At 68.7% G+C, this 19,086-nt stretch carries 15 protein-coding genes and 1 riboswitch; of the genes, 12 read left to right on the forward strand and 3 right to left on the reverse strand.

The window, feature by feature from the left end; translation table 11 throughout:
* Positions 1 to 115 precede the first annotated feature (115 nt).
* From JW030_RS03250 to guaA, 3 genes are read left to right on the forward strand one after another with little or no spacing between them, the layout of a single operon-like run.
* Positions 116 to 997 carry an SURF1 family protein gene (locus JW030_RS03250; protein ID WP_241095533.1) on the forward strand — a complete coding sequence of 294 codons (882 nt, stop codon included), beginning with the start codon at positions 116 to 118 and terminating at the stop codon, positions 995 to 997.
* Between the two features lie 10 nt (positions 998 to 1,007).
* Complete coding sequence (locus tag JW030_RS03255) at positions 1,008 to 1,505, forward strand: DUF3817 domain-containing protein (RefSeq protein ID WP_188045703.1); 498 nt, start codon at positions 1,008 to 1,010, stop codon at positions 1,503 to 1,505.
* Positions 1,502 to 3,085 (forward strand): glutamine-hydrolyzing GMP synthase, encoded by a 1,584-nt coding sequence (gene guaA, locus JW030_RS03260; RefSeq protein ID WP_188045702.1) that lies wholly within the window; start codon positions 1,502 to 1,504, stop codon positions 3,083 to 3,085. Before JW030_RS03255 ends, guaA begins: the two co-directional genes overlap by 4 nt.
* 208 nt (positions 3,086 to 3,293) lie before the next feature.
* Here guaA and JW030_RS03265 read toward each other — a convergent pair whose 3' ends face one another.
* A complete protein-coding gene (locus tag JW030_RS03265; RefSeq protein ID WP_188045701.1) occupies positions 3,294 to 4,322 on the reverse strand; it encodes a nitronate monooxygenase in 1,029 nt (342 codons plus the stop codon).
* Between the two features lie 24 nt (positions 4,323 to 4,346).
* The gene (locus tag JW030_RS03270) at positions 4,347 to 5,171 is read right to left on the reverse strand and encodes a Bax inhibitor-1/YccA family protein (protein WP_188045700.1); all 825 of its coding nucleotides are present in this window, start codon (positions 5,169 to 5,171) and stop codon (positions 4,347 to 4,349) included.
* Positions 5,172 to 5,285: 114 nt separating this feature from the next.
* Between JW030_RS03270 and JW030_RS03275 the strand changes: the two genes are divergently transcribed.
* Genes JW030_RS03275 through JW030_RS03285 form a run of 3 tightly spaced genes read left to right on the forward strand, consistent with a single transcriptional unit; the run spans position 5,286 to position 10,493 of the window.
* On the forward strand, positions 5,286 to 6,365 hold the full coding sequence (locus JW030_RS03275; RefSeq protein ID WP_188045699.1) for a glycerophosphodiester phosphodiesterase family protein: 1,080 nt from the start codon (positions 5,286 to 5,288) through the stop codon (positions 6,363 to 6,365).
* Between the two features lie 36 nt (positions 6,366 to 6,401).
* Entirely contained in the window at positions 6,402 to 9,035 is a 2,634-nt protein-coding gene (locus JW030_RS03280; protein ID WP_188045698.1) for an ATP-dependent helicase, read from the forward strand.
* A gap of 60 nt (positions 9,036 to 9,095) precedes the next feature.
* The gene (locus JW030_RS03285; RefSeq protein WP_188045697.1) at positions 9,096 to 10,493 is read left to right on the forward strand and encodes an MFS transporter; all 1,398 of its coding nucleotides are present in this window, start codon (positions 9,096 to 9,098) and stop codon (positions 10,491 to 10,493) included.
* Between the two features lie 60 nt (positions 10,494 to 10,553).
* Here JW030_RS03285 and JW030_RS03290 read toward each other — a convergent pair whose 3' ends face one another.
* The gene (locus tag JW030_RS03290) at positions 10,554 to 11,207 is read right to left on the reverse strand and encodes a TetR/AcrR family transcriptional regulator (RefSeq protein WP_241095534.1); all 654 of its coding nucleotides are present in this window, start codon (positions 11,205 to 11,207) and stop codon (positions 10,554 to 10,556) included.
* Positions 11,208 to 11,467: 260 nt separating this feature from the next.
* On the opposite strand from JW030_RS03290, the gene sucC reads away from it, so the two are divergent.
* The 6 genes from sucC to JW030_RS03320 all read left to right on the forward strand — a co-directional run bounded on the left by sucC (position 11,468) and on the right by JW030_RS03320 (position 19,072).
* Positions 11,468 to 12,634 carry an ADP-forming succinate--CoA ligase subunit beta gene (sucC, locus tag JW030_RS03295; RefSeq protein ID WP_188045696.1) on the forward strand — a complete coding sequence of 389 codons (1,167 nt, stop codon included), beginning with the start codon at positions 11,468 to 11,470 and terminating at the stop codon, positions 12,632 to 12,634.
* 35 nt (positions 12,635 to 12,669) lie between these two features.
* A complete protein-coding gene (gene sucD / locus JW030_RS03300) occupies positions 12,670 to 13,572 on the forward strand; it encodes a succinate--CoA ligase subunit alpha (RefSeq protein WP_188045695.1) in 903 nt (300 codons plus the stop codon).
* 210 nt (positions 13,573 to 13,782) lie between these two features.
* On the forward strand, positions 13,783 to 14,862 hold the full coding sequence (locus JW030_RS03305; RefSeq protein WP_188045694.1) for a hypothetical protein: 1,080 nt from the start codon (positions 13,783 to 13,785) through the stop codon (positions 14,860 to 14,862).
* A 132-nt stretch (positions 14,863 to 14,994) separates the two neighbouring features.
* Positions 14,995 to 15,972 carry an endonuclease/exonuclease/phosphatase family protein gene (locus tag JW030_RS03310; protein ID WP_188045693.1) on the forward strand — a complete coding sequence of 326 codons (978 nt, stop codon included), beginning with the start codon at positions 14,995 to 14,997 and terminating at the stop codon, positions 15,970 to 15,972.
* A 56-nt stretch (positions 15,973 to 16,028) separates the two neighbouring features.
* On the forward strand, positions 16,029 to 17,897 hold the full coding sequence (locus tag JW030_RS03315) for a DUF6350 family protein (protein ID WP_188045692.1): 1,869 nt from the start codon (positions 16,029 to 16,031) through the stop codon (positions 17,895 to 17,897).
* Positions 17,898 to 18,007, forward strand: a riboswitch (TPP riboswitch). It abuts the gene before it with no gap.
* Complete coding sequence (locus JW030_RS03320; RefSeq protein WP_188045691.1) at positions 18,002 to 19,072, forward strand: thiamine ABC transporter substrate binding subunit; 1,071 nt, start codon at positions 18,002 to 18,004, stop codon at positions 19,070 to 19,072. (Overlaps the previous riboswitch by 6 nt.)
* Positions 19,073 to 19,086 lie beyond the last annotated feature (14 nt).

The following is a 19,086-nucleotide window of genomic DNA, read 5'->3' on the forward strand; positions in this document are numbered from 1 at the left end:
CGGGATCCTGCCGAGTTTCGCTCGCACCGAGGTTCGCCGACCACCAGGAAAAGCCCATTCTGGGCTCGGTAGACTGGCTGGACTCATTCCTCTTTCGTCCAGGAGCCCCGATTACATGAGCCGCACCTCGGCACCCACGCTCGGTCAGGTGATGCGGCGGCCTCGCTGGATCGGCGCATTGCTGCTTGCACTGCTGGTCGGCGGCGGCTTCGCCGGGCTGGCGCAGTGGCAGATGGGCCACGCCGTCAAAATCAACTCTGACTCGGCGATTGACAGCGAGACGCCGCTCGCCATCGAGGAGCTCAACCGCCCGGGCACTCCCGTGAATGACACCGCCGCAGGGCGCATGGTCACGGTCTCGGGCACCTTCGCACCCGGCGACTTCCGCGTCGTGGAGAACCGGGTCAACGACGGCAAGACGGGCGCCTGGGTCGTGGGGCACCTGGTCACCGACGACAGTCCCGCCAACCACCTGTCGGTTGCGATCGGCTGGGCACCGGACACGCAGGGCGCCGAGCGCGCGCTCGCAAAGATCGATGTCGCGGATCCTGCGCCGGTCGAGCTCGAGGGCCGGTACATGCCCGCGGAGGGACCGGTCGTCCCGAAGCCAGACCAGGATCCATGGGTGCTCCGCACCATGATGCCGGCGCAGCTCGCGAACCTGTGGGCCGAGTTCGACGGGCCCGTGTTCGCCGGGTACCTGGTGTCGCACACGCCCGAGGGCGGGCTTGCGGAGATCAACTCCGTGCCGCCACTGCCCGAGGAGACGGTCAACTGGCTCAACCTCTTCTACGCGCTCGAATGGGTCGTGTTCGCGGGCTTCGCGCTCTTCTTCTGGTACCGGATCACGCGCGATGCCTGGGAGAAGGAACTCGACCAGCTCGCGATCGACGCCGAGGCTGAAGACCAGGCGGCAGGCTCGCCTGAAGAGACCGCGGCAGGCATCGGCGCCGGCGCGGATCCTGCCCCGAAATTTGCACCCCCCAGCCAGCCGTAGAATGGACCTCATGGCACTTCAGCCCAAACCCGCCGACTTCCCGCGCATCCGCAAGGCTCTGAGCGTGTACAAGGTGACCTCGGTCATCACCGGCACCATGTTGCTGCTGCTCTGCGCGGTCATGGTGATGAAGTACGCCTTCAAGGTCGAGCTGTTCCTCTTCACGCCGAACGGCTTCGCTGAGTTCATGCCGATCGTGCCCGAGGGCCAAGAAGAGGCCTTCGTGCGGCCCGGGTTCAACCTGTTCAAGGCGTTTCTCGTAGCCCACGGCTGGTTCTACGTCGTCTACCTGATCAGTAACTTCATGCTGTGGAGCCCGATGCGCTGGCCGTTCTGGCGCTTCCTCGTGCTCGCGCTCGGCGGCGTCGTCCCGTTCCTGTCCTTCATCATGGAGGGACGCGTCGTCCGCGAGGTCAATGCCGATCTCGCCCGCCGGGAAGCGGCTCTGGCCGCCGAGGCACCCCAGATTCCGATTGCTGCCCCCACGACCCCGGAAGGCCGTTCATGACCCAGACCCCTCACACCGCGCAGCGCCCAGTGCTCGTGGTCGACTTCGGAGCGCAGTACGCGCAGCTGATCGCGCGCCGTGTGCGCGAGGCCGGCGTGTACTCCGAGCTGGTGCCGCACACCATCACGGCCGCCGAGGTCGCCGAGAAGAACCCGCTCGGCATCGTGCTCTCGGGCGGCCCCTCGTCCGTCTACGCGGACGGCGCACCGGCGTTCGACGAGACGATCTTCGATCTCGGCATCCCGACGCTCGGCATTTGCTACGGCTTCCAGGTCATGGCGCGCGCGCTCGGCGGAAAGGTCGGCAACACCGGCGACCGCGAGTACGGCGCGACTGACGCCGAGATCATCGCTGGCGGCGGCGCGATTCTGGGCGACGGCCCCGCTGCGCAGAACGTCTGGATGAGCCACGGCGACGCCGTGCAGCAGGCGCCCGAGGGCTTCGAGGTGCTTGCGAAGACCGCGGTCACCCCGGTCGCCGCCTTCGGCAGCGCCGAGCGCCGCCTGTACGGCGTGCAGTGGCACCCCGAGGTCAAACACTCGGCGCACGGTCAGCAGGTGCTCGAGCGCTTCCTGCACGACGTCGCGGAGATCCCCTCGGACTGGAACTCGGGCAACGTCATCGCCGAGCAGATCGAGCTCATCCGCGCGCAGGTGGGGAACGCCCGCGTCATCTCTGCGCTGTCGGGTGGCGTGGACTCAGCCGTCTCGACGGCCCTCGTACACCGCGCAATCGGTGACCAGCTGACGGCGGTGTTCGTCGACCACGGGCTGCTGCGCAAGGGCGAGCGGGAGCAGGTTGAGAAGGACTACGTCGCATCGACGGGCGTCCGCCTCATCACGGTCGATGCCGAGGACACGTTCCTCGGCCACCTCGCCGGCGTCACCGACCCCGAGGAGAAGCGCAAGATCATCGGCCGCGAGTTCATTCGCGCGTTCGAGAAGGTCCAGCTTGACCTCGTCGCCGAGGCGAAGGCCGAGGGCGAGAAGGTCAAGTTCCTCGTCCAAGGCACGCTCTACCCCGACGTCGTCGAGTCCGGCGGCGGATCCGGCACCGCGAACATCAAGTCGCACCACAACGTGGGCGGGCTGCCCGAGGACCTCGACTTCGAACTCATCGAGCCGCTGCGCACCCTCTTCAAGGACGAGGTGCGCCAGATCGGCCGCGACCTCGGCCTGCCCGAGGCCATCGTGGGGCGCCAGCCCTTCCCCGGCCCCGGCCTCGGCATCCGCATCGTCGGAGAGGTCACCCGTGACCGCCTCGAGATCCTCCGCGAGGCCGACGCGATCGCTCGCGCCGAGCTGAGCGCGGCGGGCCTCGATGGCGAGATCTGGCAGTGCCCGGTCGTGCTGCTCGCCGACGTGCGTTCGGTGGGCGTGCAGGGCGACGGTCGCACATACGGTCACCCGATTGTGCTGCGCCCCGTCTCGTCCGAGGACGCCATGACGGCCGACTGGACGCGCCTGCCGTACGACGTGCTGGCGCGGATCTCGAACAAGATCACGAACCAGGTGCCCGAGGTGAACCGAGTGGTGCTCGACGTCACGTCGAAGCCGCCGGGAACGATCGAGTGGGAATAACCCTACTGAGGTAGGTCAGCAAAACGGGGGTGCTTCTGCGCCCCCGTTTTTGCGTCTCTGGGACCGCGCCGCATCGCCCGGGCGGGAATCATGTCGGAAACGGGAATCATGTCGGAATGAACGGGCCTGAGCCGTGCAGAAAGATTCGCGTTTCCGGCATGATTCACCGGGCGTGGGGCGCGAGGACCTGCCCCGGGCAGGATCCGCCCTAGTCGCGGGGCGGCATCATCGCCGCCACGATGCGGGACGCCGGTGCGGCAATCGCCTCGGCGAAGCCCGTTCCGGCCCAGAGGCAGGCGAACTCGGGGTGGTCGCTCGCAAGGGCCGCGGCGCGCAGCGGCGCCACGAGGGAGTGGATCTCGGGGAAGCCCGCCGGGGCGAACAGGTCCATCGCGGAGGCGAACTCGGTGACGAGCGCTCGCCCGTAGCGGCCCGAGAAGACCCGCGTCGGCGCGGACTCGTGAGGGAGGGCCAGCGCCGTACGGTGCACAGCGTGCGTGCCCGCCTCGTCGGCGAGCAGGAACGCCGTGCCGAGCTGGGCGGCGACCGCGCCCGCCGAGAGCACCGCGGCGACCGCAGCGGGGGAGGAAATGCCGCCAGCGGCGATCACGGGAGTGTGCCCGGCCGTCGCGAGCACGTCGTCGAGCAGTATGGCGAGGGGCGTCGCGTCGGGCACGGCCATCTGGTCAAACGTGCCGCGGTGGCCCCCTGCGTCCGGTCCCTGGAGCGTGAGCGAGGTGGCCCCGGCGGAGAGGGCGGCCTCTGCTTCGGCGCGGGTCGTTACGGTGACGCTCGTACAGATGCCCTGCGCGCGCAACCAGCCCAGGGTATCGGGCGTGGGACAGCCAAACGTGAAGGAGACGACCTCGGGCGCCAGCTCACCGACGAGCGCGAGCTTCGCCTCGTAGTCTTCGCGGTCCTGCCCGACCCGAGGCAGCTCGAGCGTGACGCCCAGCGCCGCCGCGTAGGGAGCGAGCCGCGCCGCGTAGTCCTCGAGGGCTTCCTCGTCGATGACGGTGGGCCCGGGGACAAACAGATTGATGCCGAGGGCGCCGGGCCCCGCGAGCTCCCGCGCGCGGGAAAACCGTGAGCGCAGCTCGGCTGCGGTGAGATAGCCGCCCGCAACGAAACCGAGCCCGCCGCTGCGGGAAACCGCTGCGGCGAGCTCGGGAGTCGTCGGGCCGCCGGCCATGGGCGCGGCGATGATGGGTGCGGGAAGTGAACGCAGATCGAACATCTCAGTCAGCTCCCGCGGATGTGGCTAGTCGCCGCGCAGGATCGCGAGGATGCGCAGGATCTCGACGTAGAGCCAGATCAGCGTGACCATCAGGCCGAACGCGGCAGACCAGCCGTAGCGGCGGGGCACCTTGTTGCGGACGCCGTTCTGGATGAACTCGAAGTCCATGACCAGCGAGTAGGCCGCGAGGAACACGGCGAGGAGGCCGATGATCACGCCGAGCGGAATACCCATAACCTCGACACCGCGAACGCCCCACGGGTCAGTGACGGCACCCGTCATCATGAGGATCATGTTCAGGACCGAGAAGACGAGGTAGCCGACCATCGCGATGAGCACGATCTTGGTCATCTTGGGGCTGGTGCGAACCTTGCCGCTGCGGAACAGCAGCAGGGTGACACCGAACACCGAGAGGGTGCCGATGACGGCCTGCGAGACGATGCCGGGCCACTGTGCCTCGAAGAAGCTGGAGAGGCCTCCGAGGAAGAGGCCCTGTGCGACGGCGTAGCCGAAGATCAGGGCGACGTTCGGCTCCTTCTTGAACGCGTTCACCAAGCCCAGGACAAGGCCGACGATCGCTGCGGGCAGCATCAGCTGCGGCAGGAACATCCAGCCGACCGCGGCAAAGGCTACGACGGTGACGAAGAGGGCCGCCGTCTTGGCGATCGAGTCTTCCATCGTCATGGGGTCGTCTGAGGGCAGGATGACGGGGGCGGCGGGAGCCTGTGCGGCGTCGACGCCAGGGCGCTCAACCTGCGCTGCGGGCTGGTCGTAGATGCGGCGAAGCTCCTCAGCGCTGAGGGACTTGCCGTTCAGCGCCGGGTTGCTGGTAAGGGCGGGGTTGCTCATGAGCAGGTGGTCCTTTGGTCGTTGCGGCCGGAGGGCCCTCTCAGCCTATCGAAAAGGGGCGCCCTGGCGGCTGGGATTTAGTCGGGTGTTCGCCCGCGGCGATAGGCTTGACGCATGCCGAACCCCCGGATTTCTTCAGCGCTGCGGGACGGCTTCGGTCGCCCGCTCGTCATCGGGCATCGCGGCGCCCCCGGGTATCGCCCGGAGCACACTGAGGCTGCGTACCGACTCGCGTTCGAGCTCGGCGCCGACGCGGTCGAGCCCGACGTCGTCGCAACGCGCGACGGCGTGCTCGTCGTACGGCACGAGAACGAGATCTCGGGGACGACCGATGTCGCTGATCACCCCGAGTTCGCGCGTCGCCGCACGACCAAGAAGATCGACGGCGTCAAGCTCACCGGGTGGTTCACTGAGGACTTCACCTGGGCCGAGTTGTCGACCCTCACCACGAGGGAGCGGCTGCGCAAGACCCGCCCCGACAACGCCGACTACGACGGCGAGGGCAGGATCCTGCGCCTGCGCGACGTGCTCGCCATCATCGATGAAGAGAGTGCCGCACGCAAGCGTCCTTTGGCAGTCGTCGTCGAGATCAAGCACGCCCACTACTTCGCAGGCATCGGCCTGCCCCTCGACGAGCTCCTGCGAGCCGAGCTCGACGCGAGCGGGTGGGCGGACCGTCCCGAACGACTCATCATCGAGTGCTTCGAACTCGGGGTGCTTGAGCGCCTGCGGGCTGTTGGGGCCGCCGCTCAGTTCATCTTTCTGACCGAGACCGAGGGCTCGCCGCCCGACGACCGCGCGCTGAACGGACGTGCTGCGCGACCGTATTCCTGGTACCGCAGTGATGACGGCCTCGACTGGCTGGTGGGCCGTGTCGACGGGATCAGCGTCGCGAAGGCCGATCTGCTCAGTGTCGCCCGTCGCGGGTTCGCCAACGGGACGACCGACCTCGTACAGCGGGCGCACCGGCGAGGGCTTGGGGTCTTTGTCTGGACCCTGCGCCCGGAGAACCGGTTCCTGAACCCTCGTTTTCGCCCGAGGGGAATGGCGACGGTGCCCCGTGGCGGGGAGGCCGCGATGTGGGGCGACTGGCCGGGCGAGTTCCGCCTCGTGTTGGAATCGGGGGTCGACGGAATCTTCGTCGATCACCCGGACCTCGGCGTCGCCGCGCGCGAGAGTATGGACGCCACGTAGAGCTGCCTGTCGGTGCTCGATCGTAGACTGGAGCCGATGAGTACCTTCGAACTTCTGGACCCTTCCGGTCAGCCAGCCGGCAACCCCGCACCCGGGGCAGATCCGCTGACCGCTGGGCTCAACCCGCCCCAGGAACGCGCGGTCACCTACCGGGGCCCCGCCCTGCTGATCGTGGCGGGTGCCGGCTCGGGGAAGACCCGGGTGCTGACGCATCGGATCGCCGGGTTGATTCGCAGCAAGGAAGCCTGGCCGAGCCAGATCCTCGCGATCACCTTCACCAACAAGGCCGCCGCCGAGATGCGCGAGCGCGCCGAGGTCTTGCTCGGCTCGGGTGCCGAGGGCATGTGGATCTCGACCTTCCACTCGGCCTGCGTGCGGATCCTGCGACGCGAAGCAGAGCGCTTCGGCTACGTGTCGGGGTTCACGATCTACGACTCGGCCGACTCGCGTGCGCTGCTCAAGCGCCTCATCAAGGACCTCGACGCCGACACGTACGGCTTCACCCCCGCGAACACGGGCTCGAAGATTTCTCGGCTGAAGAACGAGCTCACCGGCGCCGATACGTACGCGGGCACCGCGAACGAGGCGGACCCGCGCGAGCGGCTGTTCGTGGAGATCTTCCGTGGCTACGAGCGCGAGCTGCGCCGGGCCAACGCGTTCGACTTCGACGACCTCATCGGTCAGACAGTGCATCTGTTCCGCACGTTCCCCGAGGTGGCGGCGGTGTACCAGCGCCGCTTCCGGCACGTGCTGGTCGACGAGTACCAGGACACGAACCACGCGCAGTACTCGCTGATCCGCGAGCTCACACGGCCCGTAGAGCCCGAGGAGGTCGAACGGCTCATGCCGCCCGCCCGCCCAGCGGAGCTTGACGACTCCGGTCGCATCCCCGCGGCGAGCCTGACCGTCGTGGGCGACTCTGACCAGTCGATCTACGCCTTCCGCGGCGCTGACATTCGCAACATCGTCGAGTTCGAGCGCGACTTCCCGGGCGCAGAGGTCATCAAGCTCGAGCAGAATTACCGCTCGACGCAGAACATCCTGAGCGCCGCGAACGCCGTGATTGGCAACAACTTCGACCGCCAGGACAAGAAGCTCTGGACGGACGCAGGCGACGGCGACGCGATCGTGGGATTCACCGGCTACTCGCAGCACGATGAGGCGCGCTTCGTCGCCGAGGAGATCGAGTCGCTGCACCGTCCGAGCGGCGGCGCCATCGACTACCAGGACATGGCGGTGTTCTACCGCACCAACGCGCAAACGCGGGCGCTGGAGGAGCTGCTCATCCGCTCGGCCATCCCGTACCGGGTGCTCGGCGGCACAAAGTTCTACGAGCGTGCCGAGATTAAGGACGCGATGGCGTACCTGACGAGCGTCATGAACCCGTACGACCCCATCGCCTGGTCGCGTCTGCTCGGCGTTCCCAAGCGCGGCATCGGCCCGATGGCGGAGGCGCAGCTCGCGAACTTCGCCGAGGCGCAGCAGATCTCGTTCCACGAGGCGATGCTGCGCGTCGACGAGCTATCGTTCGGGCCCAAGGTGCGCGGCGCGATCCTCGAGCTCGGGCAGCTGCTCGAGCGCGCGGCGCAGATGGCGGCGGGCACGCCGGCCACCGGGCAGGATCCTGCCGGCCCCGTCGATGAGCCGGCGGCGGCCGACCCGGCGTCGGAGGAGACGCTGAGCCCCGGCGCGGGCAAACGGCCGGCCCCGGTCGCCGAGGTGCTCTCGCTGATCCTGTCGGAGACGCAGATGATCGAGCAACTGCGTTCGCGCCGTGACCCGCAGGACGAGGCGCGCGCCGAGAACCTTGAGGAGCTCGTCGCCGTGGCCCGTGAGTACGACGTGCAGCACCCGGGCGCGGGTCTCGTAGAGTTCCTCACCGAGGTGAGCCTGGTCGCCGCGGCGGACGACCTCGACGACACGAGCGGCACGGTCTCGCTCATGACGCTGCACACCGCGAAGGGCCTCGAATACCGCGTCGTCTTTATGACCGGGGTCGAGGAAGGCCTGATGCCGCACCAGATGTCCGTCGACGAGGTCGGCGGCGTCTCGGAGGAGCGCCGACTGATGTACGTCGGCATCACCCGGGCGCGCGAGCGGCTCTTCATCTCGCTGGCGAGCACGCGATCGCAGTTCGGCAACGTCTCCGTGGCGCTGCCCTCGCGCTTTTTGCAGGAGATCCCCGAGGGGCTCATCGATTGGCGCCAGTCGCCCGGCGAGGTCACCTCGCACGGCGGCACACAGCCGCGGGCCCTCAACGGATCGGGCGGATCGGGCTGGTCGCGCTCGGGCGGGGCGACAAGCCGAAACGCCGACTCGCCCGTCAGCTTCGGCGGGGGCGGCCGCGGATCTGCCGCGATCTCGGAGCCCGCGAGCGGAAATATGCAGTCAGCGCTCGACAAGTGGCGCGAGCGCAAGGAGGCCGCGAAGGCGTTGCAGGCGGCCGGCGGCGGCTTCCCGAACACGATCGTCGGCTCGATACGCGACAACGGTGACCTCGAGCTGGTGCCTGGCGACCGGATCCTGCACGACGACTACGGCGAGGGGCGCGTCGACGCGGTGACCGGTGTCGGTACCAAGCGGGTCGCGCACGTCATGTTCGACTCGGTCGGCGAGCGGAAGTTGCTGGTGAAGCTCGCACCGATCACGAAGGTTGCTGCGGAGGACTAGGCGGCGCCCTCGGCCCCCGGGGCCCTCGTGATCGGTCGCATCCCGGCGTATCGTTGCAACATGGGCGTAGGGCCAGAATCAGTCGTGACGGATGCCGCCCCACCTCCTCCGGGTGGGTCGCGGATCTTCCTGCACGTCCTGATCAACACGGCCCTCGCGAACATTACGACGAGCTTTCTCTGGTTTGCGCTGGTGTTCTGGGTGTACCTCGAGACGTTGTCGGTGCTCGCGACCGGCATCATCGGCGGCGCATACTTGCTGCTGCTCGCGATCTTCGGGATGGTGTTTGGCACCGTCGTCGACCGGCATCGCAAGCAACGAGTCATGGTCTTTTCCGCGCTGGTCACCCTCGTCGCGTTCCTCACGGCGGCCCTGCTCTTCTTCACTCAGCCGGAGTCGGCGATGCTCGACCTCGGCGGCCCGCTGTTCTGGATCTTTTCCACGATCATCCTGGCCGGGGCGGTGGTCGAGAACCTCCGCAACATCGCGCTGTCGACGACCGTGACCCTGCTCGTACCGGTCGAGCGGCACGCGAACGCCAACGGACTCGTCGGGACGGTGCAGGGCCTCGCCTTCGTCGTCACGAGCGTGCTGTCTGGCCTCTCCATCGGGTTCCTCGGGATGGGGTGGACGCTGATCATTTCGATTGTCCTGACCGCCCTCCCGCTCCTCCATCTCGTGCTCATTCGGGTGCCCGAGGCGAAACCCGAGCGGGTGGCCGGAGCCCAGGCGATCGACGTTCGCGGAGCGGTGGCCGCGATTCGTGCGGTGCCCGGGCTCTTCGCCTTGATCCTGTTCGCGACGCTCAATAACCTCATCGGCGGCGTCTATATGGCGCTCATGGACCCGTACGGGCTGACACTCTTCGACGTGCAGATCTGGGGGATCGTGCTCGGCGTCGCCTCGACCGGCTTCATCATTGGCGGCGCGATCATCGCCGCCAGGGGTCTGGGGAGAAACCCCATCCGCACCATGTTGCTCGTCGTGATCGCGATGGGGCTGCTGGGGGCGGTCTTCACGATCCGCGAGTCGTGGTGGCTGTATGCCGGGGGAATCTGGCTGTACATGGCGCTCGTGCCCGCGGTAGAGGCGGCCGAGCAGACGGTGATTCAGAAGGTGGTGCCGTTCGACAAGCAGGGGCGCGTCTTCGGCGCCGCGACCGCGCTCGAGTTCTCGGCGGCCCCGATCACGTCATTTCTGATCGCCCCGATCGCCCAGTTCTGGGTCATTCCGTATATGCGCACCGACGCCGGGGGCGACCGGTGGGGGTGGCTGTTGGGCGAGGGAGACGCGCGGGGGATCGCGCTCGTCTTCCTGTTCACCGGGGTCGCCATGATCGTCATTGGCGGGCTGGCGTTCGCGACCCGGTCGTACCGGATCCTGTCGCACCAGTTTGCCGGCCAGCGGGAGTCGGTTCCGGTCGCGTCGGGGGAGCCCGACGCAGTGGGGGCGGGCTGAGGCGCTACGCCATCGCGACATTGCCGAGTAGGCGCCCGCTCGCCAAGGGGAGGCCTTTCGCTACGGGGCGGGCGAGTTCGCCGGCGGAGCCTCGCCCAGGATGGTGCGCAACTGCGCGAAGGCCTCGTCGAGTGAACTCTCGTCCGCGTCGATGTCGCCCTCTCCCGTGGCCCACTCGATCAGCATCGTCGTGACCGCAGCGTGGGCAAGGGAGGCGGCGAGATTCGCCTCAACCACGGGCGAATCAAGCCGCGAGTGTTCGGGGTGGGCGAGCAGCCACTGCGTCGCGACCTCGATGAGCGCCTCGCCCGATTCGACCATGGAGATCGACGAGAGACGGCGTGCGGCGGGCTGCTCGCGCGCCAGCTTCGCGCGGCCGCGGGCAACATCGGTGTGGACGTTGCGGTGTCCGATTGAGGCAAAAATGAGGCGGAAGATACCGCGCGGCAAATCGCCCGGGCACGTGTCGAGCACGGCAAACGCCTCGTCGCCCTGTAGCACGGTGATCGCGCGTCCGACGATCGCGTAGTCACGACCGGCGAAGTAGTTAAAGAAGGTGCTACGAGACACGTCCGCGCGCTCGCAGATTGCTTCGACGGTGACGTGTTCGACGCCCAGATCGAGAGCGAGCTCAACGGCAGCGAGTTCGATGGCGTTCTCAGTGGCGCGACGTTTTCGAGCGCGAAGACCGAGTTTCGGTGGTGAAGAGCTCACTGAGAACTTCCTCTCTTCCTGGCGGGGAGCTGCCGGACGGGGTCTGCCCGGTTCACTCCCCAACGGTGACACTGAACCCAGTCTACCGCCGGGATTTCCAGGCTCCCTGGGACGGCTTTCTGGGGCGTGGCGCGGGTGTAGGCTGGATTTGCACGCGTATGGTCCCGTGATCCGGGGCACGACGTCGTGCATTCCTCGAGACACCGCGGCGCCGAAGCCATGCAGACTTACGGTTCCGCAACCAGCATGATGGGATAGGCGTGGATCTTTACGAGTATCAGGCACGTGATCTGTTCGAGCGATACGGGGTTCCGGTGCTTGCCGGCATCGTCGCTGAGACCCCGGAGGCCGTCCGGGCCGCTGCGGAGAAAATTGGCGGCGTTGTCGTCGTCAAGGCGCAGGTGAAGGCCGGGGGCCGCGGCAAGGCTGGCGGCGTGAAGGTCGCGAAGACGCCCGACGAGGCGTTCGCCGCCGCAGAGGCAATCTTGGGCCTCGACATTAAGGGCCACATCGTCAAGCGCGTGATGGTCGCGGCTGGCGCTCGCATCGCCCAGGAGTTCTACTTCTCGGTGCTGCTGGACCGCGCGAACCGCTCGTACCTCTCGCTGTGCAGCGTTGAGGGCGGCATGGAGATCGAGATCCTCGCGGTCGAGAAGCCCGAGGCGCTCGCGCGCATCGAGGTTGATCCGATCGGCGGCATTGACGCGGCGAAGGCCGAAGAGATTGCCCGCGCTGCGAAGTTCCCCGAGGAGCTCATTGGCAAGGTCGTCCCCGTGCTGCAGAAGCTGTACGAGGTCTACATCGGTGAGGACGCGACGCTCGTCGAGGTCAACCCCCTCGTCCTCACGGAAGAGGGAGACATCGTCGCCCTCGACGGCAAGGTCTCGCTCGACGAGAACGCCGGGTTCCGTCACGCGGAGCACGCGGCGCTCGAAGACCAGGACACGGTCGACCCGCTTGAGGCGAAGGCCAAGGCGCAGGATCTCAACTACGTCAAGCTCGACGGCGAGGTCGGTGTGATCGGCAACGGTGCGGGCCTCGTGATGTCGACCCTCGACGTCGTCGCCTACGCCGGTGAGAACCACGGCGGCGTGAAGCCCGCGAACTTCCTCGACATCGGCGGCGGCGCATCGGCTGAGGTCATGGCCGCTGGCCTCGACGTCATCCTCGGTGACCCGCAGGTGAAGTCAGTCTTCGTCAACGTCTTCGGTGGCATCACCGCCTGTGACGCGGTCGCGAACGGGATCGTCGGCGCGCTGAACACGCTGGGCGACACGGCCAACAAGCCGCTCGTCGTGCGACTGGACGGCAACAACGTCGAGGAGGGACGCCGCATCCTGAACGAGGCCGCGCACCCGCTCGTCACGCTGGCCGAGACCATGGACGAGGGCGCCGACAAGGCCGCCGAGCTCGCGAACGCGCGCTAGCCCACGACGAACGTTACGAAGAGAGAAGCACCAGAATGTCTATCTTCCTGAACAAGGATTCCAAGGTCATCGTCCAGGGCATCACCGGAGGCGAGGGCACCAAGCACACCGCCCGCATGCTCGCGGCTGGTACCCAGATCGTGGGCGGCGTCAACGCGCGCAAGGCCGGCACCACGGTCTCGCACGTTGACGCCAACGGCGCGGCCGTCGAGCTGCCCGTCTTCGCAACGGTCGCCGAGGCGATGGCCGCGACCGGGGCAGACGTATCGGTGGCATTCGTGCCCCCCGCGTTCACCAAGGACGCGTCTATCGAGGCGATCGACGCCGGCATCGGCCTGCTCGTCATCATCACCGAGGGCGTGCCGGTCAAGGACTCTGCCGAGCTCTGGGCGCACGCCAAGGCGACGGGAAACCACACGCGCATCATTGGCCCGAACTGCCCCGGCATCATCACGCCGGGTGAGGCGCTCGCGGGCATTACCCCCGCGACGATCACGGGCAAGGGCCCGATCGGCCTCGTGTCGAAGTCGGGCACGCTGACTTACCAGATGATGTACGAGCTGCGAGATCTCGGTTTCTCGACCGCGATCGGCATCGGCGGCGACCCCGTCATTGGCACGACGCACATCGACGCCCTCGCGGCGTTCGAGGCAGACCCCGAGACCGAGGCGATCGTCATGATCGGCGAGATCGGCGGCGATGCTGAGGAGCGTGCGGCGGAGTACATCAAGGCGCACGTGACGAAGCCGGTCGTCGGCTACGTCGCAGGCTTCACCGCGCCCGAGGGCAAGACGATGGGCCACGCCGGCGCAATCGTCTCCGGCTCGGCCGGCACCGCCCAGGCGAAGAAGGAGGCCCTCGAGGCCGCCGGTGTCAAGGTCGGCAAGACGCCGTCTGAGACGGCTCGCCTGCTGCGCGAGGTGTTTGCCGCGCGCTAGTTCGCGCGATTCACCAGGGCGGTCGGGGCTATTGCCTCGGCCGCCCTGGTGCGTCTGTGGCGTCTGGTGGGGCCGGGGAACGTTGTGCCGCGGCGCGGTGTGTGACGCTGCGTGTCGCACGTCCGGCGAGCACCTTGCTCCCGGTGTGACACTGGGCTGGCGGGGGAGCCCGCGCCGCAGTCCACCACGACCATTTACGGGGAGCACGACATGACTGAAACCATCGCCGCACCGACGCCGCGCGGCGCGCACCTCGTCGGCAGCATCAACCTCGACGACGCCGAGAGCGTCTTCCGCACCGCCGCGGAACACCTCGGTCCGTTGCTGCGCCGGATCCCGGACGGGGAGGTGGGCGAGCGCTTCCACTGGATTGTGTTCCAGGCCGATCGTGTCGGGGCCGCGGAGGGAATCGAACGGGTCGGTGACCAACCGTTCATCCAGCGCGGCATCGACTTCCGCCCAGTCCGCGTGGCAGACGGGGTGCGCGCCGCGGACATCGTGCTGCCCAGTCTGGGCTACGCCGACGCCGCGCTCGAGTCGTGGGCAATCTTCTCGAAGCTGCAGGACGCGGGCGTCATTGCCGATGCGACGCGCTTCCAGGTCTCGCTGCCGACCCCAATCGGCTTTGTCGCTGCGCTGGTCGCAGCGGAGGACCGCGCGGCCTTCGAGCCCGTGTACGAGGCGGCGCTCGCTGCAGAGCTCGAGCGGATCGTGGACGCGATTCCGCACGATCGCCTGGCGATCCAGTGGGACGCGGCGCTGGAGTTCGCGATCCTGGAAGCTGGCCGCACGGCCGCGCCGTCGCCCGCGTGGTTCGACGACGAATGGGTGGCCACGAGCGAACGCCTGGCCAGGCAGCTCGACCGCGTGCCTGCTGGCGTCGAGGCAGGGGTGCACCTGTGCTACGGCGACGTGGCAGAAAAGCACTTCGTTGAGCCGACGGACACGGCAAATCTCGTGCGGTTCGCGAACCTCGTGCGGGAGGCGACGACGCGCCCCATCACGTGGCTGCACCTTCCCGTGCCTATCGAGCGCGACGACGCCGCCTACTTCTCCCCGCTCGCACAGCTGAACCTGGCGGACGAGACTGAGCTGTACCTCGGGCTGGTGCACCGTCAGGACGGCGCTGAGGGCGCCCAGCGCCGGATCGACGCCGCGCGAGCGCACGCTGGCGAATTTGGCGTGGCCACCGAGTGCGGCTTCGGCCGGGCCCCCGAGGGAACGACGACCGCACTGTACGAGGCGCACCGCGCCGTCGCGGCCGCGCACGCGGGCGCGACCTCCAGCTGATTCACACCCGACGGATCAGCGGTCCGGGTTTCGTTCGCTCGGCGGGATGCCAGGTTGCTCGCCGCGTGGCGCGACTCGGTGCCGAGCGTCGCGCGTGAGTTTCCGCAGCCACCGTGAGCTAGCCTCGACGGGATGACCACGCTGCAGACGAACGCGCCGAGCGCCGAGCACGGCCCGCCCCGGCGTCCGCGCACCCCGCGGGTCGGGCTCGCCCGCGTGACGTTCGTCGCCGGCGTCGCGCTCGGGATCCTGCTCGCGCTGCACTTGGTGGTCCCCGACGTTGGAGGGCTGGCGCTTGCGCTCGACTCCGGCCTTCCCTGGCTCGGAATCCTGCTGCCGCCGCTCATATTCGCGGCACTGCTCTCGCGGGCTCGTGCGGCGATCGCCGCGGCGGTCGCGACTGCCGCGGTCTGGTGCGCGATCGTCGTGCCCCTCATCCTTCCGTTGTCGTGGACCGCGCCGCCTGTGGCGGACGCACACCTCACGATCGCGAGCCAGAACGTGCGCGCGGGCTCCGGCACCGCCGCGGAGACGGCCCAGGTCCTGGCCGCGCAGTCCGCAGACGTCGTCGCGCTACAGGAGATGGACGCGGAGTCCCGGGGCGCCGCCGCCGCCGTGCTTGATGCGCGCTACCCGTACTCGTACGGGGCGGGCACGATCGGGGTCTGGAGCGTGTACCCGTTCGAGAACGCCACGATGCTCGATCTGGGCCTGGGGTGGAGCCGCGGCCTCTCGGTGGACCTGGTGACCCCGAGCGGACCGGTCAGCCTGTATGTCGTCCATGCCGCCTCCGCTCGTCTGGGCGACCACGGGGACCGCGACACCATGCTGGTGAACCTGGCCGACACCCTCGAACGGGACGTGAACGACCGGGTGATTGCGGTGGGGGACTTCAACGCCAGTTCCACCGACCGCTCGCTGCGCGCGCTGACGTCGGTGCTCGCCGAACCGCGGCAGAGCGGCGGTGGATTTGGCTTCACCTGGCCGAGCACCGCGCCGATCATGCGGATCGATCACCTCTTTCAGCGGGGAATGGACGTCGTGGCGAACACCACGCTGCGCGCTGGGCAGAGCGATCACCGCGCCATTGTCGCGACGCTCAACCTCTGAGTGATGGGGCGTGCCGGTCGGTTTGGCCCGGCTGCGCTCGATACACTGCTTGCGGCATGAAACGCATCCTGACGGCAGTGATCACTGCGATCGAGGCGGGCGCCGTCGCGCTGGCGGGACTCGTCATTGTGGCGATCCCGACGATCCTGCTCTGGATCATCACCTTTCAGCTCGGAAGCGAGCCGGGCGAGGTGCTCTCCGCCCTGTCCGCGGTCTGGCTGCTCGGGCACGCGGTGCCCCTCGGATTCACGCTCGATGCGCAAGCCGCGCTGAGCTTCGGCCTCGCACCAGAGGCACTGCGGTTCACCCTCTCGCTCGCGCCGCTCGGGATCGGCCTCATCACCGCGGGCGCAGGCGCGCGGATCGGCTGGCGGCTCGGGCGTCGCGGTGGGGCGGGGGCCGTGGGATTGCCCGCAGGCCTCGCCGGGTTCGCCGCCGTCACACTGCTGCCGGTGGCGCTCGCCGCCCCGCTGCTTGCCGCTCCGGTTTGGGGCGCTGTGCTCGCGCCCACACTGTTCTTCACGCTTCCCGCCGTCGCGGGCTTCCTGCTGCGCGCGGCCCACGACGGCCACGAGTGGTGGCACCGCGCCCTGCGTGAGCTGCACCGCGGCATCGCTGGCCTGGGCTGGCGTCGTTCGCCCGAGGTCATCGCGGCTCTCGCCGACGCCCTGCGGCTCGCCGCAGCGACCCTCGCCGTGCTGCTCGCCCTCGCCGCGCTGGGCGTTGGGGTGAGCATTGTGGGCGGGTACGTCCAGGTCGTCACCCTGAGCCAGCACCTGCAGCTGGATCCCATCGGCGCGACCGCGGTCTTCATCCTGCAGATCGCATTCCTCCCGGTGGCCGTCATCTGGGCGCTCGCCTGGTTCAGCGGGTCGGGGTTTGCCATCGGTGCGGGCAGCTCGGTGACCCCGTTCGAGACGCTGCTCGGGCCCGTCCCGGCGCTCCCGATCTTCGGGGCCATCCCGCCCGCCTGGGGCACGTGGGGCTCAATTGCGATCCTGCTCGTCGTGCTCTGCGCGATCGCCTGTGGGGTGCTCTTCGCGGGTCGACGCGGGGCCGCCGGGGCGCTCCGGGAAGCGGGAATCGTCCTGAGCGGGGCGGCGCTCGTCGGTCTTGCGGTCGTCGGTCTCTCGGCGCTCGCGACCGGATCGATCGGCCCCGATCGACTCGACACCACTGGGCCAAACCCGTGGCAGGCCGGGGCGTTCGTCGCGGCCGAGGTCGCGTTCGGCTTGGCCATCGGCGCGTTCGCCGCACGCCATGACCTGACCCGCAAGCTCGCACGGTTGGGGCGTGCGGGGGCGGGCACTACGGACGTGCTGGGCGCAAGCGCTGCGCAGCAGAGCCCGCTCGACCCGGCCGACGCGGCGGACTTTGCCCCCGAAGTGACGCTGCCCTACGGTGTCGCCCGCGCAGTGCAAGAGGGCGTGCTGCCCGAGATCGACGACGCCGAACAGGTGACCGAGGACTACGGTGCATCGGCGCTGCTGCCAGCGGACGAGCTCGACGACGCGGCGCATTCCGGCACGCCTGTTCGCGCTACCCTGCCGCCGCAGGAGGACGGGCAGTGGGCCCCGGCTGCCCCAGGGATCGAGGCTGAGCTCCAGCGCGCATCTGAACCGGAGCCCGTGCCCGCGCCGTTCACCGAAACTGACCCGATCGACGAGGAAGAAGCCCTCGTGCGCGCGTACGCCTGGGACGACGCGTCGTTTACCGGCGAGGTGCTGCCCGCGCCGGCCGATGACCACTCCGACGAGGCGAGCGGACGCGGCGCCGTGGCTCCGTGGTGGCGCCAGCTCGGCGAGCGCGCGACGCGACGCGGGCGCAAGGCGAAGGCTTCGGAGGCCGATGACGAGACGGCCACCGACCTGCCCACGGTCGATCTGGGCAGCGACCCGCTCGCGCGGCCGGAGCAGCTAGACTAACGAGGTATCCACGGGAGCCCGCACGCGGCGGGCTGAGAGGGAGCGCGCGCGCTTCGACCGTTCAACCTGATCTGGGTCATACCAGCGGAGGAAGGAACCTCAGAATGATGCGTACCCGAATTGTGAATCGGACGGCGCGACGCGCGCTTCCCGTGACGATCGTCATTGCGGCCACGCTTGCCGTCGCCGGCTGCCAGGGGGCGGAGGCCACCGGCAGCGCGTCGCCGAACGCCGTGACGATCATGGTGCACGACTCGTTCCCGAACGACGAGTTCGCGCAGGCCGCGAGCGCGGCGACGGGCCTCGACGTCACGGTGTTGACGGCCGGCGATGGGGGAGAGCTCACGAACAAGCTCGTGCTCACCCAGGGCGCCCCGATCGCCGACGCGTTCTTCGGCGTCGACAACGCGCTCGTCTCCCGCCTCATCGAGCACGACGTCGTCGAGCCGTACGCGGCCGAGCTGCCGCAGGGCGCCGCCGACTTCGCGTTTGACGATAAGGGTTCGGTCGTTCCGGTCGACCACGGCGCCACCTGCGTCAACATTGATCCTGCGTGGTTCGCCGAGCGGGGTATCCCTGCACCGGTGAGCTATGAGGACCTGGCGAAGCCCGCCTACCGCGACCTCACGGTGCTGCTTGACCCGACCTCGTCCTCGACGGGGACCTCGTTCCTCGTCGGCACGGTCGCGCACTTCGGCGAGGACGCGTTCGCCGAGTACTGGGCGGACCTGCTGGACAACGGTGCGCTGCTCGCGCAGGGCTGGACTGAGGGGTACAACGGCCAGTTCACGCAGGGCGGCGAATCGGGCACCCGCCCCATCGTCGTCTCGTACAGCACGTCGCCCGCCTGGACGGTGACGGAGGACGGTTCCGCGTCGACGACCGCGAACCTCCCCGAGACCTGCTCGACCCAGATCGAGTACGCCGGGGTGTTGCGCGGGGCGGAGAATCCGGAGGGTGCGCGTGCCGTGATCGACTACCTGCTCTCGCAGGAGTTCCAGGGCACTATCGCCGACACGATGTTCATGTACCCGGTCGACGCGAGCGTCACGCTGCCCGAGGAGTGGCTGCGGTTCGCCACGCTCCCCGAATCGCTCAACGACCTGCCCGCGGCGACGATCGGTGCCGAACGCGACGAGTGGCTGCGCAGCTGGGGCGAGGCGACAGGTTTCTAGGGCCGGCAGGATCC

It is taken from the genome of Leucobacter sp. CX169, from assembly GCF_017161405.1.
Lineage (GTDB): Bacteria > Actinomycetota > Actinomycetes > Actinomycetales > Microbacteriaceae > Cx-87.

Bases quoted from the DNA above. Each gene is read 5' to 3' on its own strand.
- JW030_RS03265 (WP_188045701.1), bottom strand. From the start codon at position 4,322: ATGTTCGATCTGCGTTCACTTCCCGCACCCATCATCGCCGCGCCCATG.
- JW030_RS03270 (WP_188045700.1), bottom strand. From the start codon at position 5,171: ATGAGCAACCCCGCCCTTACCAGCAACCCGGCGCTGAACGGCAAGTCC.
- JW030_RS03275 (WP_188045699.1), top strand. From the start codon at position 5,286: ATGCCGAACCCCCGGATTTCTTCAGCGCTGCGGGACGGCTTCGGTCGC.
- JW030_RS03305 (WP_188045694.1), top strand. From the start codon at position 13,783: ATGACTGAAACCATCGCCGCACCGACGCCGCGCGGCGCGCACCTCGTC.
- JW030_RS03285 (WP_188045697.1), top strand. From the start codon at position 9,096: ATGGGCGTAGGGCCAGAATCAGTCGTGACGGATGCCGCCCCACCTCCT.
- JW030_RS03320 (WP_188045691.1), top strand. From the start codon at position 18,002: ATGATGCGTACCCGAATTGTGAATCGGACGGCGCGACGCGCGCTTCCC.
- sucD (WP_188045695.1), top strand. From the start codon at position 12,670: ATGTCTATCTTCCTGAACAAGGATTCCAAGGTCATCGTCCAGGGCATC.
- JW030_RS03280 (WP_188045698.1), top strand. From the start codon at position 6,402: ATGAGTACCTTCGAACTTCTGGACCCTTCCGGTCAGCCAGCCGGCAAC.
- JW030_RS03255 (WP_188045703.1), top strand. From the start codon at position 1,008: ATGGCACTTCAGCCCAAACCCGCCGACTTCCCGCGCATCCGCAAGGCT.
- JW030_RS03315 (WP_188045692.1), top strand. From the start codon at position 16,029: ATGAAACGCATCCTGACGGCAGTGATCACTGCGATCGAGGCGGGCGCC.
- JW030_RS03250 (WP_241095533.1), top strand. From the start codon at position 116: ATGAGCCGCACCTCGGCACCCACGCTCGGTCAGGTGATGCGGCGGCCT.
- JW030_RS03310 (WP_188045693.1), top strand. From the start codon at position 14,995: ATGACCACGCTGCAGACGAACGCGCCGAGCGCCGAGCACGGCCCGCCC.
- guaA (WP_188045702.1), top strand. From the start codon at position 1,502: ATGACCCAGACCCCTCACACCGCGCAGCGCCCAGTGCTCGTGGTCGAC.